17 protein-coding genes are annotated in these 15,186 nt (G+C 70.5%); 12 read left to right on the top strand and 5 right to left on the bottom strand.

What is annotated here, in order from left to right; genetic code table 11:
• Nucleotides 1–64 precede the first annotated feature (64 nt).
• From ABD932_RS34910 to tgmB, 8 genes are all read left to right on the top strand, one after another.
• Nucleotides 65–883, top strand: coding sequence for a chitosanase (locus ABD932_RS34910; RefSeq protein ID WP_345019147.1), 819 nt, complete (start codon nucleotides 65–67; stop codon nucleotides 881–883).
• A 191-nt stretch (nucleotides 884–1,074) separates the two neighbouring features.
• Complete coding sequence (locus ABD932_RS34915) at nucleotides 1,075–2,439, top strand: FAD-dependent oxidoreductase (RefSeq protein WP_345019149.1); 1,365 nt, start codon at nucleotides 1,075–1,077, stop codon at nucleotides 2,437–2,439.
• A gap of 150 nt (nucleotides 2,440–2,589) precedes the next feature.
• Nucleotides 2,590–3,501, top strand: a complete 912-nt coding sequence (locus ABD932_RS34920) for a DUF1152 domain-containing protein (protein ID WP_345019151.1) — start codon at nucleotides 2,590–2,592, stop codon at nucleotides 3,499–3,501.
• A gap of 101 nt (nucleotides 3,502–3,602) precedes the next feature.
• Nucleotides 3,603–4,097, top strand: coding sequence for a lamin tail domain-containing protein (locus tag ABD932_RS34925; protein ID WP_345019153.1), 495 nt, complete (start codon nucleotides 3,603–3,605; stop codon nucleotides 4,095–4,097).
• Nucleotides 4,098–4,316: 219 nt separating this feature from the next.
• Nucleotides 4,317–5,480: a hypothetical protein gene (locus ABD932_RS34930; protein WP_345019155.1), complete on the top strand. Its 1,164-nt coding sequence runs from the start codon at nucleotides 4,317–4,319 to the stop codon at nucleotides 5,478–5,480.
• Between the two features lie 290 nt (nucleotides 5,481–5,770).
• Nucleotides 5,771–6,067 (top strand): DUF1232 domain-containing protein, encoded by a 297-nt coding sequence (locus tag ABD932_RS34935; protein WP_345019157.1) that lies wholly within the window; start codon nucleotides 5,771–5,773, stop codon nucleotides 6,065–6,067.
• A 118-nt stretch (nucleotides 6,068–6,185) separates the two neighbouring features.
• Nucleotides 6,186–6,377 carry a putative ATP-grasp-modified RiPP gene (gene tgmA / locus ABD932_RS34940; RefSeq protein WP_126388094.1) on the top strand — a complete coding sequence of 64 codons (192 nt, stop codon included), beginning with the start codon at nucleotides 6,186–6,188 and terminating at the stop codon, nucleotides 6,375–6,377.
• 16 nt (nucleotides 6,378–6,393) lie between these two features.
• Nucleotides 6,394–7,368 (top strand): ATP-grasp ribosomal peptide maturase, encoded by a 975-nt coding sequence (gene tgmB, locus ABD932_RS34945; protein ID WP_345019160.1) that lies wholly within the window; start codon nucleotides 6,394–6,396, stop codon nucleotides 7,366–7,368.
• A gap of 6 nt (nucleotides 7,369–7,374) precedes the next feature.
• Here tgmB and ABD932_RS34950 read toward each other — a convergent pair whose 3' ends face one another.
• Both ABD932_RS34950 and ABD932_RS34955 read right to left on the bottom strand, forming a co-directional pair.
• On the bottom strand, nucleotides 7,375–7,590 hold the full coding sequence (locus tag ABD932_RS34950) for a hypothetical protein (protein ID WP_345019162.1): 216 nt from the start codon (nucleotides 7,588–7,590) through the stop codon (nucleotides 7,375–7,377).
• 151 nt (nucleotides 7,591–7,741) lie between these two features.
• The gene (locus ABD932_RS34955; RefSeq protein ID WP_345019164.1) at nucleotides 7,742–8,203 is read right to left on the bottom strand and encodes a DUF2269 family protein; all 462 of its coding nucleotides are present in this window, start codon (nucleotides 8,201–8,203) and stop codon (nucleotides 7,742–7,744) included.
• A 168-nt stretch (nucleotides 8,204–8,371) separates the two neighbouring features.
• Here ABD932_RS34955 and ABD932_RS34960 point away from each other — a divergent pair, with 168 nt between their 5' ends.
• The 3 genes from ABD932_RS34960 to ABD932_RS34970 all read left to right on the top strand — a co-directional run bounded on the left by ABD932_RS34960 (nucleotide 8,372) and on the right by ABD932_RS34970 (nucleotide 10,568).
• Nucleotides 8,372–9,334: a GlxA family transcriptional regulator gene (locus tag ABD932_RS34960; RefSeq protein ID WP_345019166.1), complete on the top strand. Its 963-nt coding sequence runs from the start codon at nucleotides 8,372–8,374 to the stop codon at nucleotides 9,332–9,334.
• A gap of 109 nt (nucleotides 9,335–9,443) precedes the next feature.
• Complete coding sequence (locus ABD932_RS34965) at nucleotides 9,444–9,791, top strand: hypothetical protein (RefSeq protein WP_126388104.1); 348 nt, start codon at nucleotides 9,444–9,446, stop codon at nucleotides 9,789–9,791.
• Nucleotides 9,792–10,010: 219 nt separating this feature from the next.
• Nucleotides 10,011–10,568 (top strand): TetR/AcrR family transcriptional regulator, encoded by a 558-nt coding sequence (locus ABD932_RS34970; protein ID WP_345019169.1) that lies wholly within the window; start codon nucleotides 10,011–10,013, stop codon nucleotides 10,566–10,568.
• 20 nt (nucleotides 10,569–10,588) lie between these two features.
• On the opposite strand, the gene ABD932_RS34975 is transcribed toward ABD932_RS34970, so the two are convergent.
• Entirely contained in the window at nucleotides 10,589–12,358 is a 1,770-nt protein-coding gene (locus ABD932_RS34975) for an ABC transporter ATP-binding protein (protein ID WP_345019171.1), read from the bottom strand.
• Nucleotides 12,359–12,459: 101 nt separating this feature from the next.
• Nucleotides 12,460–13,317, bottom strand: a complete 858-nt coding sequence (locus tag ABD932_RS34980) for an aldo/keto reductase (protein ID WP_345019806.1) — start codon at nucleotides 13,315–13,317, stop codon at nucleotides 12,460–12,462.
• 313 nt (nucleotides 13,318–13,630) lie between these two features.
• Here ABD932_RS34980 and ABD932_RS34985 point away from each other — a divergent pair, with 313 nt between their 5' ends.
• The gene (locus ABD932_RS34985) at nucleotides 13,631–14,518 is read left to right on the top strand and encodes a Gfo/Idh/MocA family protein (protein ID WP_345019172.1); all 888 of its coding nucleotides are present in this window, start codon (nucleotides 13,631–13,633) and stop codon (nucleotides 14,516–14,518) included.
• A 200-nt stretch (nucleotides 14,519–14,718) separates the two neighbouring features.
• Here the strand turns inward: ABD932_RS34985 and ABD932_RS34990 are convergent, their stop codons facing one another.
• Nucleotides 14,719–15,045 carry a hypothetical protein gene (locus ABD932_RS34990; protein WP_345019174.1) on the bottom strand — a complete coding sequence of 109 codons (327 nt, stop codon included), beginning with the start codon at nucleotides 15,043–15,045 and terminating at the stop codon, nucleotides 14,719–14,721.
• Nucleotides 15,046–15,186: the final 141 nt, after the last annotated feature.

A 15,186-nucleotide genomic window follows, 5' to 3' on the forward strand; every position in this document is an offset into this window, starting at 1 on the left:
GAAACCTTCCTATCAGTGTCACGTACGGCCAACTCCCCACCCCCCACCATCATTTGGAGCCGCCGTGAAGCACCCCACGCACACGTCGCGCCGCACACTCCTCGCCCTGATCGGCGCGTCCCTGGCATCCGTCCCGCTCATCGGCTCCCCCCGCGCCGCCGCGCTCCGCGCCGCGGTGGGACTCGACGACCCGGCGAAGAAGGAGATCGCCATGAAGCTGGTGTCGAGCGCGGAGAACTCCTCGCTCGACTGGAAGGCCCAGTACAAGTACATCGAGGACATCGGCGACGGCCGCGGCTACACCGCCGGCATCATCGGCTTCTGCTCCGGCACGGGCGACATGCTCGACCTCGTCGAGCTGTACGCCGACCGCCGCCCGGGCAACGTCCTCGCCCCGTACCTGCCGGCCCTGCGCCGGGTGAACGGCACCGACTCGCACGACGGCCTCGACCCGCACTACCCCCGCGACTGGGCGCGGGCCGCGCAGGACCAGGAGTTCCGACGGGCCCAGAACAACGAACGCGACCGCGTGTACTTCAACCCGGCCGTGCGGCAGGGCAAGACGGACGGGCTGCGTGTCCTCGGCCAGTTCGCTTACTACGACGCCATCGTCATGCACGGCGACGGCGACGACCCCACCAGCTTCCGCAACATCCGCAGGCGCGCCCTGAACCGGGCCCGGCCGCCGGCGCAGGGCGGCGACGAGGTCACCTACCTGCACGCCTTCCTGGACGCGCGGGTGTGGGCCATGAAACAGGAGGAGGCCCACAGCGACACCAGCCGCGTCGACACGGCCCAGCGGGTCTTCCTGCGCAAGGGCAACCTCGACCTCGAAACACCGCTCGACTGGCAGGTGTACGGGGACAGTTACCACATCGACTGACCGGGAACCGGGACTCGGCACAGCAGCGGGCACGGTCGACCACCGTCGGCCGTGCCCGTCGCCGAGAGCCGTTTCCAACCCATAGAATGCGTTTATGAGCTCATAGGCCGGACCCGCGTACCGACTTAGGCTTGCCTTAGTTTAGGCTTCCCGACGAGATCGTTCTGTCGCCGCTCGAAGGGAACCTGATCATGCCCCGCCCCCTGCGGGTAGCCATCGTCGGAGCCGGCCCCGCCGGGATCTACGCCGCCGACGCCCTGCTCAAGTCCGACGTGGCCGCCGACCCCGGTGTGTCCATCGACCTCTTCGAGCGTATGCCGGCGCCGTTCGGACTGATCCGCTACGGCGTCGCCCCCGACCACCCCCGCATCAAGGGCATCATCACGGCCCTCCACCAGGTGCTCGACAAACCGCAGATCCGCCTCTTCGGCAACGTCGACTACCCGAACGACATCAGCCTGGACGACCTGCGCGCGTTCTACGACGCGGTGATCTTCTCGACGGGCGCGACGGCCGACCGCGAGCTGCGCATACCCGGCATCGACCTTGACGGCTCGTACGGCGCGGCCGACTTCGTCTCCTGGTACGACGGCCACCCGGACGTGCCGCGCACCTGGCCGTTGGAGGCCGAGAAGGTCGCCGTCCTCGGTGTCGGCAACGTGGCCCTGGACGTGGCCCGCGTCCTGGCCAAGACGGCGGACGAGCTGCTGCCGACGGAGATCCCGCCGAACGTGTACGAGGGCCTGAAGGCCAACAAGGCGCTGGAGATCCACGTGTTCGGCCGCCGTGGCCCGGCGCAGGCGAAGTTCTCCCCGATGGAGCTGCGGGAGCTCGACCACTCCCCCAACATCGAGGTCATCGTCGACCCCGAGGACATCGACTACGACGAGGGCTCGATCGAGACCCGGCGCGGCAACAAGCAGGCCGACATGGTCGCCAAGACCCTGGAGAACTGGGCGATCCGCGACGTCGGCGACCGCCCGCACAAGCTGTTCCTGCACTTCTTCGAGTCGCCGTCGGAGATCCTCGGCGAGGACGGCAAGGTCGTCGGTCTGCGCACCGAGCGCACCGCCCTCGACGGCACCGGCAACGTCAAGGGCACCGGCGAGTTCAAGGACTGGGACGTCACGGCGATCTACCGTGCCGTCGGCTACCTCTCCGACAAACTCCCCAAGCTGCCCTGGGACATCGACTCGGGCACCGTCCCGGACGAGGGCGGCCGGGTCGTCCAGGAGTCCGGCGAGCACCTGCAGTCGACGTACGTCACCGGCTGGATCCGCCGCGGCCCGGTCGGTCTGATCGGCCACACCAAGGGCGACGCCAACGAGACGGTGTCGAACCTCCTGGCCGACTTCGCGAACGGCCGTCTGCAGACGCCGGGTTCGCCCCAGCCCGAGGCCGTGGAGGCGTTCCTCGCCGAGCGCGAGATCCGCTTCACCACCTGGGAGGGCTGGTACAAGCTCGACGCCGCCGAGAAGGCGCTCGGCGAGCCGCAGGGCCGTGAGCGCGTGAAGATCGTCGAGCGCGAGGACATGCTGCGGGAGAGCGGCGCGTAACTCACCGACGCGGACCGGGACGGCCGGAGGTTTCGATCCACCGGCCCTCCCGGAATTCGCGCGCCCGGGGTGATCACCGCCTGTTAGCGTCCCCCGGCGTTCTCACTCCTCGAACCCCCTTTCTTCACCCGGCTGCGCACTGCGCGGCGGGTGCTCGTCGCCGGCGCCGGCGGCGGTTTCGATGTCTACGCCGGTGTCCCGCTGGCCCTCGCGCTGCGGGCGGCCGGCAAAGAGGTCCACCTCGCCAATCTGTCCTTCGCGGACCTGTACGGGCTGGACCTCGACGTCTGGGTGGACCACGACGTCGCGGCGATACGCCCGGACACCGCGGCCCGCGGTGACTACTTCCCCGAGCGCACACTCGCCCAGTGGCTCGGCCGGCAGGATCTGCCCGACACCGTGTACGCGTTCGCCCGCACGGGCGTCCGGCCGCTCCGGGCCGCCTATCGCGCACTGCTGGACCATCTGGGCGGCGTGGACGCCATCGTGCTGGTCGACGGCGGCACCGACATCCTGATGCGCGGCGACGAACACGGCCTGGGCACACCCGAGGAGGACATGGCAAGCCTGGCCGCCGTGGCCGGGCTCGACGAGGTCCCGGTGCGGCTGGTGGCGTGCCTCGGCTTCGGCGTGGACGCCCATCACGGGGTCAACCACTCCCTGGTGCTGGAGAACCTCGCCGCGCTGGACCGCGAGGGCGGCTATCTCGGCGCCTTCTCGTTGCCGCGCGACAGCCGCGAGGCGGGCCTCTACCTCGACGCGGTGGAGCACGCCCAGCGGTGCACGGCGAGTCATCCGAGCATCGTGCAGGGTTCCGTCGCCGCAGCCGTACGCGGCGACTTCGGCGACGTACGGTTCACCGAGCGCACCAAGGACAGCGAGCTGTTCGTCAATCCCCTCATGGCCCTGTACTTCTGCGTCGACGCGCCCGCCCTCGCCCGCCGCAACCTCTATCTCGACCGGCTGGAGAACACCGCGCTGATGCGCCAGATCAGCTCGGTCATCGCGGAGTTCCGCGACGAACTCGACCACCAGCGGCCACCTCGGGCCTACCCGCACTGATGCACCCGCGTCTCGCATTCCGGTGAAGTCGGTACAGCTCTCGCGAGGGCTGTATACACTCCTGATCTTCACGGAAGCTCCACACAGGGGGGTAATTCTCCATGCGCATACGCCTTGTCGTCACAACTGCCGTCGCCGCCGGCACGCTGGCCGCACTGTCCGCCGTACCGGCCCAGGCCACCGAGTACTCGTCCGCGCTGAAGATCAAGGGCATCCAGTACGACGCGCCCGGCAGCGACTCCAACAGCTGTTCCACCGGCAACACCGACGAGGAGTACCTGACGATCAAGAACTACTCGTCCGGTACCACGGTCAACCTCAAGGGCTACGTCGTGAAGGACAAGGCCGGCAACCGCTTCGCCTTCACCGCGAACCACTACCTGCAGCCCGGCGACTACGTGAAGCTCCGCGGCGGCAACGGGACCGACTCCGACTCGCGCAACGTCGTCTACCGCGACAACTGCAACTTCATGTGGAACAACGACAAGGACTCGATCTACCTGTACAAGCCCTCGGGCGCCGGCGCGGACTCGCACTCCTACACCAGGAGCGGGAACGACCCCGACCGCAACGGCTACATCACCTACCACGGCTGAGCCGGCGGTGAGGCGTGAGCAGGACCCGCCCCAATGCGGATGGTGGGCGGGTCCTGCTCACCGGGCCATTGTCATGAACGGGCGTGGTGCGGGCCACGAGTGAGCGGCAGTCGGGCTGTGCGGAGCGCGCACACCCCGTGTGCGGACCCCCGCTTGATCGGACGCCACCCGTGGCGACGATACTGGTACCAGCACGTGCCCCCGCTCATAGATGGACTCATGCCCAGCTCTGCCAGCGCCCGCCCCACGATCCCGCCCTCGGTGTGGTTGGCCCGTGGCCGCCACGTCGGACCCGCCGCGGAGGACGTCCTCCGGCTCAGTCTGCGGCAGCTCAAGGACAGCGGGGTCATAGACGACTTTCTGGAAGTGCCCGAGACCGAGGGCGCCCAGGAGAGCGTCTTCGAGGCCCGATGGCGGGTCGCCGAGTCGGTGACCGTGCGCGCCCGGCTGACCGTCGGGCACGACTCCGGCAGCGGGCAGGAGTGGGTACTGGTCGCGGAGGCGGAGGCCCCGTGGGATCCGCGATGGCCGTCGCCGGCCGCCAAGTTCTGGCCGCAGGATCGGGACGCGGCCTGGGACCACGACGCGGTCACGGGCCTGCGCCTGCGGGACATCAACCCGCTGCCCTCGGACGACAAGGACGTACGGCGCGTGCTGCGGGACTCCGTGCGCGACGGCTGGAGCATCCATGTCGTCGTCCACGAGGCCATGTCGACGGACGAGCGCGGCCGCGTCCCCCTGGCCGGGATGCTGCCGCCGGGCCTGCGGCACCGGGTCGTCGAGCACCGGGCCTCGCCCAGCCAACTGCGCGTCGTCAACTGGGCGCTGCGGGACGCCGGCGTCGAGGTGCCGCGCGGGGGTGCCGTGGTGCTGCCCGGGACTCCGGCGCCGTCCGACTACGGCGTGGACGACTTCGCCGTACGCAGCGTCTTCCTCGACGGTTCGGAGCCGGCCGAGCTCATCCACGCCGTGACGCGCTTCGCCGCGCTGCCCAGGCCACTGCCGGTCGGCGCCGAGGAGGCCGTCACCGCCCTGCGGGAGGACTGGCGGCTGCTGACGCTCGAGGAGGAACTCGCCCGTGAGCGCAGGCTGGTGAAGATGTACGCCGAGGCGCTGGAGGCGATGACCAAGTCCCGCGACCTGTACCGGGAGGCGGCCGAGCAGGCGCACGCGGCGCTGGCCGCCTACCGGGAGTCCGCCGACGCCGTGGGCGAGACGCGGCCCCAGCCGCCCGTCGGCTCGCCGGCGTCCCCGCTCCAGCAGCTGACCCGGACCTTCGAGCGGCTCAAGGGCTCGGCCCGCTCCCGCAGGAATGCCCCCGACGCGGACACCGCCCAGGAGGCCGGGGCCGTCGAGGAGCAGCCGGAGGCGTCGGACCGCTAGCGGCGGCGCGAGAAACACGGGACCCGGCTGCGGCCTGCCCGTGCGCGCGGGTGCGTACGACGGCTGCGAAGGACTCGTACGGGACGCGTACTGCGTCGGGCGGGTTCGCTCCGGTGCGGGGATGGACGGACCGCCCGCCTGACCAGGCAGGTGTCCGGCCCGATCGTGCGTCTTCCGTCCTGACGGGTGAAGAGGTACGCCAGGTGACCGCCGTCATGCAATGCACACGCCGCAACCGGGAATCCGTCCAGCAGTGCGTGTGGTGCGCACCGAGGGCTGAAGGAGGGTCCGTGGAGTCGACCACGACACTGATCGTCGTCGCCGTGGCCCTCGCGGCCGTCCTGCTCGCCGTGGCCGTCGGGGTGCTGGTGCGGCTCGTGCGCACGCGGCGCAGCCTGCGGCGCGCCGGGCTGCCGACGGGGCCGCGATGGGTGTTCTGGGGCGCTCTCCTCTACTTCGTGCTACCGGCCGATCTGGTGCCCGATCCGGTGTATCTGGACGACATCGGCGTGCTCCTGCTGGCACTGCGTACCCTGCGCCGTTCTCCCGATGCCGGGCGGCCCGACCCCGTTGACTACGGAAAGTAAGGAAACCAACCACTCGTTCGATTCGTTTAAGTAAGTGGAAACCAAAGGGCGTCGACGGACCGAGGGGCGGCGCCGGGTGACCAAGCTCGTTCGGAGCAGCACCTGTGAGGGAGAGACGATGCAACCGTTCGCGCTCAACTATGCACGGCCGGCAGCGGAGTTGGAGGTCACCGCTCCGTACGTCTACGACTCCGGGCTGCAGTTGAACGTGCTCCGTGACGGGCGGATAGCCGCCAGTGATCATGGGCTGCTGCGAGAACTCGGGACGACTACGTCCACGGCGGGCTCGAAGACTCACTTCGACGACTGAACACAGGTCGGCGACGATGACCGTCTTGATTCTGACCAGCGAAGAAGACGTGACGGCGGACATGGTGGTCGTGCACCTGAACGCCACGGGCGTCCCGGTGGTCCGCCTCGATCCCGCCGACCTGACCGGCGGGGTCGCGCTGTCGGGCGAGTTCGTCCACGGTGCCTTCCGCGGGCATCTCTCGGCCGCCGGACGGCTGGTGAGCATCGGCGGGCTGCGCTCCGTCTGGATGCGCAGGCCGGGGACGGCGGCAGCGCGCGCGGCCGCGCCGTCCGCCTGGCTCGCGGAGGAGGCCGGGCAGGCGCTGTACGGCATGCTGCGGGGCTGTGACGCGCGCTGGATGAACCATCCCGACGCGGCCCGCCGGGCCCGTTACAAGCCCTGGCAGTTGCGTCTTGCCCAGCGCTGGGGCCTGCCCGTGCCGGCCACCTTGATCACGACGTTTCCGCAGGCCGCCCGGGAGTTCGCCGCGCGGTATCCGGATCTGGTGGTCAAGCCGGTGTCCGGCGCGCATCCGCAGGATCCGCCCCGGGCGGTGCCGACCAGCAGGGTGGCTCCGGACGCGGACTTCTCCGCCGTCGCGTTCGGCCCCACCCTGCTGCAACGGCGGGTCGCCAAGCGGGCCGACATACGTCTGACCGCGGTGGGCGAGCGGCTGCTGGCCGCCCGCAAGGCGACCGGCGCCGACGCCGAGGTGGACGTCCGCTTCGCCGAGTCCGCGGCGCCGTGGCGGCCCGTCGAGGTCGCGCCACGGGTCGCCGAGGCCGTCCGCGCCTATCTGCGGGACGCCGAACTCGCCTACGGCGCCTTCGACTTCGTGGAGGACGCCGACGGGACGTGGTGGTTCCTGGAGTGCAACCAGTCGGGTCAGTTCGGGTTCGTCGAGGTGGACACGGGCCAGCCGATCGCCCGCACCATCGCCGAGTGGCTCGCCCGGCCCGTGTCCGGGCAGGAGGCGCACGTCAACGGGGCGAGCGCGAAGGTCACGTGATCGGGCTCAGAGCTGACCAGGGCCCGGCGGCAGGGCGCTGCGCTGCCACGTCGGGGCCGGGGGTGCGGGCCGTACGGGAGCGGGTGCAGTGCCGCCGGACAGCAGCGGCTGCATGGCGAACTCCACTTCCCGGCTGACGCGTTCGGCCTCCCGACGCACTTGGGTGGGGATGTCGCCGCGCTCCGCGATGAGCCGGTCGTAAATGGGGGAATCCTGGAACACCCGTCAACGCGCCTTTCCTGTCGTGGCCCTGTGTGCATTTGGGCACGGCTGTCGAGTCTAGGCGCCGACGCACCCTGAAGTATGAATTCTGCCAGAGCGCTTGACGGGCGACGACCGGGCGCTTCCAGGAACAGGGCGGCCCGTCCCCGGGTCAGGCACCCGTCGTCGAGCCCGGCCGGACGATCATCAGGATGGTGACGGTGGCCCAGAGCAGGTTGAAGATGCCGGTGAACATCGCGAGTTGCACCGTGGCCGCGTGCTCGACCGGCTTCTCGGCGTCCAGTTGCCCCAGGAGTTCCTCCTGGCGGGGCAGGACGAAGGCGACCAGGATTCCGGCTGCCGCGGCCGTCAGGGCGATGGACGTGATGAGCCAGCCGCTGCCGAGGACGCCCATCGCCAGGGCGGTGGCCAGGCCGAGGACGGGGACCGACACCCCGATGCCCGCGTAGACGCGGCAGATGCGGTGCAGGAGGCGGACGGTGCCCACCGCCACGGCGCCGTCCGCCTCCGGGACGCGGCGCGCCGCCGGCGGGAACATGCTGGCCGCGACGGTGACGGGGCCGACGGCGACGATGGCGGCCAGGACGTGAAGGATGAGCAGGATCTTGGTCACCGGGCTCACGGTAGGGATCTCCCGGGTGATCGCACAGCGGCTGAAATGACAGTTACCAACGGATTCTCGCCAACCGCTGTGAACGGCCCCCTTCTGCCGCGTCTACTTCCGAGCACTCCACCTACCTGGGCTTCTGTCGATGGCGGGAACCTGCCTAAGGTGGCGCTCATGCACACCGTGGCGATCCTGGTTCTCGACAACGTGGTGCCGTTCGACATGGCGACGCCCTTCCAGATGTTCGGCTGGACGCGGCTGCCGGACGGCCGCCGTCCCTACCGGGTCCGGCTGTGCGCGGAATCGCCGGAGGTGCCCACCGAGGGCTTCGCCCTGCGGATCGACCGGGGGCTCGACGGACTGGCGGACGCGGACACGATCATCGTGCCGGGCTGCGACTCGACGGGGGCGCCCTCCCCTGGCGTGGTGACGGCCCTGCGGGAGGCGGCGCGAGCCGGCACGCGGATCGCGTCGGTGTGCGTGGGCGCCTTCGTGCTGGCCGAGGCGGGCCTGCTGGACGGGCTGCGTGCCACCACCCACTGGATGGCCACCGACGACCTGGCCCGGCGCTTCCCGCGCGTCGAGGTGGAGCCCGACGTGCTGTACGTCGACAACGGGCAGGTCCTCACCTCCGCCGGAGCAGCCGCGGGACTGGACATGTGCCTGCACATGATCCGGCAGGACCTCGGTTCGGCGGTGGCCGCGCACACCGCGCGCATGGCCGTCGTACCGCTGGAACGGGAGGGCGGGCAGGCGCAGTTCATCGTGCACGAGCACCCGCCGGTGCCGCGCGGCTCGGCGCTCGAACCCCTCCTGGAGTGGATCGAGGACAACCTGGCCAAGGAGGTCACACTGGCGGAGATGGCGCAGCGCTCGGGCATGAGCGAGCGCACCCTCAGCCGCCGGTTCCGTGAGCAGACCGGCACCACTGCGCTGCAGTGGCTGCTGCGGGCGCGGGTGCGGCGGGCCCAGTATCTGCTGGAGAACAGCGACCACCCGATCGAACGGATCGCGCGGCAGGCGGGCTTCGGGTCGCCGACGGCGTTCCGTGACCGCTTCCGCCGGGTGGTGGGCACGACCCCGCACGCCTACCGCTCCGCGTTCCAGGGGAAGCCCGCGATTCGCGTCCAGACATAACCGGTGACCCGCCCTGGTCGGTCACGGTGGTAAAAATCACCCGAGTCCCATACGGGCTGTGCACAGTTGGACAAGGGGTATCGATCCTCCCCAAGGACGGTGTACACCCATGAACTACTCCAGCCGCTTTCTCTGTGTTCTCTACGTCGCCACGAGCGCGGGGCTCGCCTGGACCACGGTCCTGGCGTTCCGGTACGGCCCCGTGTGGGCCGCCTGCCTGTTCGCCGCCGCCAGTCTCGTGCCGCTCATCGCCGTCGTACGGGAGACAGTGATCGGCGAACAGCGGCGGTGGCTCCTGGAGTTGGTCGCGCGGGCCGGGCGGGCCGGCGACGCCGCGGAGGCGATCGTCCAGGCAGAGCTCGACTCGGCGTGCTGCGAGCGTTGGTGGACGAGCCTCGGCAGCGCGCACGACCTGACGTGCCGGCACGGGATGCCGCACAGCAGCAGCGCCGCCTGAGCGTGCACGGGTCAGTGGCCGAGAGCCCGGTCGACCTCCTCGTACAGGAGCCGGCCGCGAGACGTACGGCCATGAAGAGGTCGGCGGCAGAACACCGCGGCGGGCCCAGCACCAGGCAGGGCCCCGACCGCGACCGGGCCGCGCTCATTGGAGTGGACGCTTCGGACGAAGATCGTTCAGCAGTGGGCGACGTACCCTGCACGACCGGAAACGCACCCCATGACCAGGCCGCAGGCGACGCGCAGGAAGCGCGCGAACGGGGTGGAGTCACGGCAGCGGATCCTCGACGCCACCGTGGAGATCGCCGGTGAGCGGGGCTACGACGGCACCTCCATCGCGGCCGTCAGCGCCAAGTGCGGGTTGCCCGCGAGCTCGATCTACTGGCACTTCCAGGACAAGGACGATCTGATCACACCCCTGGAGCGAGTCACCGCCATGGCCGCGAACGTGGCCAGGTCACTCGTCGACGCACCGGACTTCCTGCGCCTGGGTCTGATGCTCGCCCTGGAGCGGCGGCCCACGGAGCCCCGGGGCCGCACCGTGTTCCTCCGGGTCCGCGAGATCACCCACCAGAAGATCACCGAGGTGCTCACCACCCTCTTCCCCGGCCTGGACGAGGCCGCCGTGCACACCCTCGCCGTCTACACCGTCGCCGGCGCCGACGGCCTGTTCGTGCATCGGAAGGTCACCGGCGACGCCGTCGATCTGGTGGCGCTGTTCGAGCGGCACGCACGGCTGGTCCACGACGCGGCGACCCGCATGGCGGCGGCTCGGTGATCCGCCAGGACCCGGCCGCCTCAGGCGACCTGCCCGCTGTGCAGGGACGCGTAGGCGCCGTTGCGGCGCAGGAGTTCCTCGTGGGTGCCGATCTCCTGGATCCGGCCGTCGCTCATCACGACGATCCGGTCCGCGCCCCGCACGGTGGACAGCCGGTGTGCGACCACGAAAGTGGTACGGCCGTGCAGGAGCCGGGCGAGGGCCTGCTGGACGAGCGCCTCCGACCGGGTGTCCAGGGCCGAAGTCGCCTCGTCGAGGACCAGCACCCTCGGGTCCCGGATCAGCGCCCGCGCGATGGCCAGGCGCTGCCGCTGCCCACCGGACAGCCGTGCCCCGCGCTCCCCGACCAGGGTGTCGACGCCCTGCGGCAGCCGGTCGACGAACTCCAGCGCGTTGGCGTCGCGCAGCGCCGCCCGCACCGTCTCCTCGTCGGCGTCGTCCATGCCGTACGCCACGTTCTCCCGGATCGTGCCGTCGAAGAGGATCGACTCCTGCGGCACGACCGAGACAAAGCGGCGGTACGTGCGCAGGTCGAGGGTGTTCATGTCCGTCCCGTCGAGCAGCAGGTGACCGGAGGTCGGACGGATGAAGCCGATGACGAGGTTCAGGACGGTGGACTTCCCCGCGCCGGAGGCACCGACGAGGGCGATGGTCTCCCCCGGTGCCACGGAGAGGTGGAAGTCCCGTACGGCAGGGCGGTCGCTGTCCTCGTAGGCGTACCCGACGCCCTCGAAGGTCACGGCGCCGCGCAGCGAGGTGAGTTCGGCCTTGCCCTCGTTGTCCTCCAGCTCGGGGGCCTGCAGGACCTCGCCGACGGAGCGGACGGACTCGAGCCCCTTGGTGATGACCGGGGCCAGCCCTGCCAGCGTCGTCGTGGAGTTGGTGAGCGTGGTCAGGAACGCGCTGAGCATCACCACATCACCGGCGGTCACGCCCCAGACGTCGTAGTACGAGATCAGCGCCGCGCCGGCGAGAACGAGCACGCCGACGACGTTCAGCACCACCCAGGCCAGCGAGCCGAAGCGGCCGTTGACCAGGTCGAGGCGCATACCGGAGGTCAGCAGCCGGTGCAGGGTGCCGTCCATGCGGCGCAGCGCCTTGCCCTCCAGGCCGTGGGCGCGGGTGACCGGGATGAGGCGGGTCATCTCGGTCACCCGGGAGGACAGCGTCTCGACCTCGTGGCGGAAGTGCTCGTTGTGGGTGCGCAGCCGTGCCCTGAGGCGCGCGACGACCAGGGCCGCGGCGGGCACGATCACGAGGAAGACGGGCACGAACTCCGGTGTCCGTACGGCGATGATGACGAGGCCGCCGATGAGCACGGTGCCCGCGCCGAGGCCCGTCTCCGCGGTCTGCTGCACCATCTGCTCGACGGTTTCCACATCGCGCACGACCTTGGCCTGCAGCACACCGGCGCTGACGCGCGAGTGGTAGCCGATGGAGAGCTGCTGCATACGCGTGCACAGCGCGGAGCGCAGGCCGGTGCCCATCCGGCGGACGCTGCCGTACAGCAGGCGTACGTACAGCACGTGCAGCGGGTAGTTGACCAGCAGGATCAGCATGATGACGCCGGTGCTCAGCCAGAGCCTGCTGATCGGCTGGTGCTGGACGACGGTGTCGATGATGGACGCGGTGATCAGCGGCAGCAGCCAGACCGGGCTGTGTTTGACCGTGAAGATGCCGACCGCCGCGGCGAGGCGGCGGCGGTCGGCGCGGAACAGGTAGGCGAGGGTGCGTACGGGGTGTTCGTCCCGGTAGCGGTGGTCTAGCGGTCTTTCGTGTGACGACGCCATCGGCGTAGTCCTTCCCAAGGTGCCGGATGCATGGCAAGCGCTTTCCTATCCCAACGGGGAAGGACTACACACGCGATCGGCCACCGATTCCCGAAAGAGTTTCAGACGGCGTCCAGCTCCGCGATCTCCTCGGCGGTGAGCGCGAGCCCGGTCGCGCCCAGCGAGTCCAGGATCGTCTCCGGCCGGCTCGCACCCGGGATCGGCACGACGACCGGCGACTTGGCGAGCATCCACGCCAGGCACACCCGCTGCGGACTCACCCCGTGGGCCTCGGCGACCCGGGCGAACGGGGCGTAAGCGGAGCCCAGTTCACGGGCGCGGGAGATACCACCGAGCGGGCTCCAGGGCAGGAACGCGATGCCGAGCTCGTCACACAGGCGCAGCTCGGGCTCGCTGGAACGGAACGCCGGGGAAAACTGGTTCTGCACGGAGACCAGCCTGCCGCCGAGGATCTCGCCTGCCTCCCGGATCCGGTCGGGGTTCGCGTTGGAGATCCCGGCCATCAGGATCTTGCCCTCGTCGAGCAGATCGCGCAGGGCGCCCACCGACTCGGCGTAGGGCACCCTCGGGTCGGGACGGTGGAACTGGTAGAGCCCGATGGCCTCCACGCCGAGCCGGCGCAGGGATGCCTCGCAGGCCGCCTTGAGGTGGCGGGGGCTGCCGTCCAGCGTCCAACTGCCGTCGCCGGGGCGCAGATGGCCGCCCTTGGTGGCGACCAGGACGTCCTTGCCACGGTCGTGGGAGGCGAGGGCCTTGGCGATCAGGGTCTCGTTGTGGCCGACCTCGTGCGCGTCCCGGTGGTAGGCGTCAGCGGTGTCGATCAGGGTCACGCCGGCGTCGAGCGCGGCGTGGATCGTGGCGAGGGAACGCGCCTCGTCCGGGCGTCCCTCGATCGACATGGGCATCGCGCCCAGTCCGATCGCGCTGACCTCGACGTCACCGATGCGGCGGGTGTGCATGGGCTCGTGACCTCTTTCGCCTGTCACGCAAGGAACGTTGATGTCCGGTGGGCGACGGTGGATCACGGCCGCCGGACTCACTCAAGCGTGGCCGTCCCCCGGCGAGAGGTCCAATAGAAGATGGAGAACGCATTCAGCGACGGCACCGCTGAATCACCCGTACTGAAGCCGAATCTCCCCTACTGAGATCGACCGCCTGCTCCCTTGCGCCGCATCCCGGGAGGTATGACACGCTCACCTCGACCGACTGCCGGACCGACCTGCCGCCCCGGCATCGGTTCGCGAACACTTCGGCACAGTGAGAGGCGACGGCATGCGGATAGGACTCCTCGGCACCGGACCGTGGGCCCGGATGGCCTACGCGCCCGCCCTGAGCCGGCACGGCGAGCTGGACTTCGCAGGTGTGTGGGGCCGCCGTACGGCCGCTGCCAAGGAGTTGGCCGACAGCTACGGCGTGCCGGCGTACGACGATGTCGACGTGCTGCTCGCCGACGTGGACGCCGTCGCCGTGGCCCTGCCGCCGGCCGTCCAGGCCGACTTGGCGGTACGGGCGGCGCGGGCGGGCCGGCATCTGCTGCTGGACAAGCCGCTCGCGCTGACGGTGGCGGACGGACGGGCGGTCGTCGAGGCCGTCGAGGAGTCCGGCGTGGCCTCGGTCGTCTTCTTCACCGCCCGGTTCCAGCCGGAGACCGAGGCGTGGATCACCGAACAGGCCGCTGTGGAGGGCTGGTTCACCGGGCGGGCACACTGGCTCGGCGCGGTGTTCAGCGGTGACGACAGTCCGTTCGCGGCCTCGCCGTGGCGGCGGGAGAAGGGCGCGCTGTGGGACGTGGGGCCCCATGCCCTGTCCGTGCTGCTGCCGGTCCTGGGTGACGCTCGGCGTGTGACCGCCGCGGCGCACGGCCCCGGCGACACCGTCCATCTGGTCCTCGAGCATGTCAGCGGCGCGTCGAGCACGCTGGCCCTGAGCCTCACGGCACCGCCCGCGGCGGCGGGGGCGACGGTGGAGCTGCGGGGTGCGGCCGGGGTGACGCTCCTGCCGGAGAGCTCCGACGGCGCGGTGGCCGCGCTGATGCGCGCCGGGGATGCACTGCTGGCCGCCTCGGGCACCGGGCAGGCGCACGCGTGCGACGCGGCCTTCGCTCTGCGGGTCACCGAGATTCTGGCCGCGGCCGAGGACCTGTTGAACGACGGAGCCTGACGGGTCGGTCGCCGTCAGGCTCCTGGCGAGGGTTCACCGAGGTCGAGGACCTCGCGCAGGACGAACACCGCCCGCTCGGCGTCAGCGTCTCCAGCACCAGCGGCATCGCCATCGAGACGCTGTCGGCCAGGACGAGGCGAGCCGGTCGCCCGTATCGCCCCTCGCGCCCGGCCTGTTCGCCAGCCCGACGAACTGACCGATCAGTCCTCGAACGGCTCGTCGCTCCACCGGAACCACGCCCTGTCGCCGTCGACGTGCAGCAGGAACTCGGCGACGGGGCCTTCCGGTGAGGACAGGGAGACGCCTCTTCGGATCTCGTCGTAGACCGCCTCCCATTCCTCCCGGCCCTCATCGAGGCCCTGCTCCAGCAGGGCGAGTTCACGGGCGAACAGATCGCGGACCGTGGCGTACCCCGGGCCGGGTGTGAAACGGCCCGACAGCCAGGGGAAGTCGGCGTCGTCGATCAGGATCTCCCCGACCGGCTCGTCGCCGCCGCGCACATGCCAGACCTCGCCCTCGAACCCCATGCTCGCCTCCCGTACCCGCTGTCGATCACACCGTCGGCCAGCATGCCACCCGGCACTGACAGGCGGCCCGGACCCGCCGAAGGTCCGGACCGCCTGTCGTTCACCGCCCCTCGGGTCCATGCCTCCACTGGCCCTCGGGGC

The sequence above is a fragment of the Streptomyces shaanxiensis genome (assembly GCF_039537145.1).
Classification (GTDB): Bacteria; Actinomycetota; Actinomycetes; order Streptomycetales; family Streptomycetaceae; genus Streptomyces; species Streptomyces shaanxiensis.

Coding starts and splice junctions, on each gene's coding strand:
- ABD932_RS34915 (WP_345019149.1), top strand. CDS start 1,075: ATGCCCCGCCCCCTGCGGGTAGCCATCGTCGGAGCCGGCCCCGCCGGG.
- ABD932_RS34925 (WP_345019153.1), top strand. CDS start 3,603: ATGCGCATACGCCTTGTCGTCACAACTGCCGTCGCCGCCGGCACGCTG.
- ABD932_RS34930 (WP_345019155.1), top strand. CDS start 4,317: ATGCCCAGCTCTGCCAGCGCCCGCCCCACGATCCCGCCCTCGGTGTGG.
- tgmA (WP_126388094.1), top strand. CDS start 6,186: ATGCAACCGTTCGCGCTCAACTATGCACGGCCGGCAGCGGAGTTGGAG.
- tgmB (WP_345019160.1), top strand. CDS start 6,394: ATGACCGTCTTGATTCTGACCAGCGAAGAAGACGTGACGGCGGACATG.
- ABD932_RS34960 (WP_345019166.1), top strand. CDS start 8,372: ATGCACACCGTGGCGATCCTGGTTCTCGACAACGTGGTGCCGTTCGAC.
- ABD932_RS34965 (WP_126388104.1), top strand. CDS start 9,444: ATGAACTACTCCAGCCGCTTTCTCTGTGTTCTCTACGTCGCCACGAGC.
- ABD932_RS34970 (WP_345019169.1), top strand. CDS start 10,011: ATGACCAGGCCGCAGGCGACGCGCAGGAAGCGCGCGAACGGGGTGGAG.
- ABD932_RS34975 (WP_345019171.1), bottom strand. CDS start 12,358: ATGGCGTCGTCACACGAAAGACCGCTAGACCACCGCTACCGGGACGAA.
- ABD932_RS34980 (WP_345019806.1), bottom strand. CDS start 13,317: ATGCACACCCGCCGCATCGGTGACGTCGAGGTCAGCGCGATCGGACTG.
- ABD932_RS34985 (WP_345019172.1), top strand. CDS start 13,631: ATGCGGATAGGACTCCTCGGCACCGGACCGTGGGCCCGGATGGCCTAC.
- ABD932_RS34990 (WP_345019174.1), bottom strand. CDS start 15,045: ATGGGGTTCGAGGGCGAGGTCTGGCATGTGCGCGGCGGCGACGAGCCG.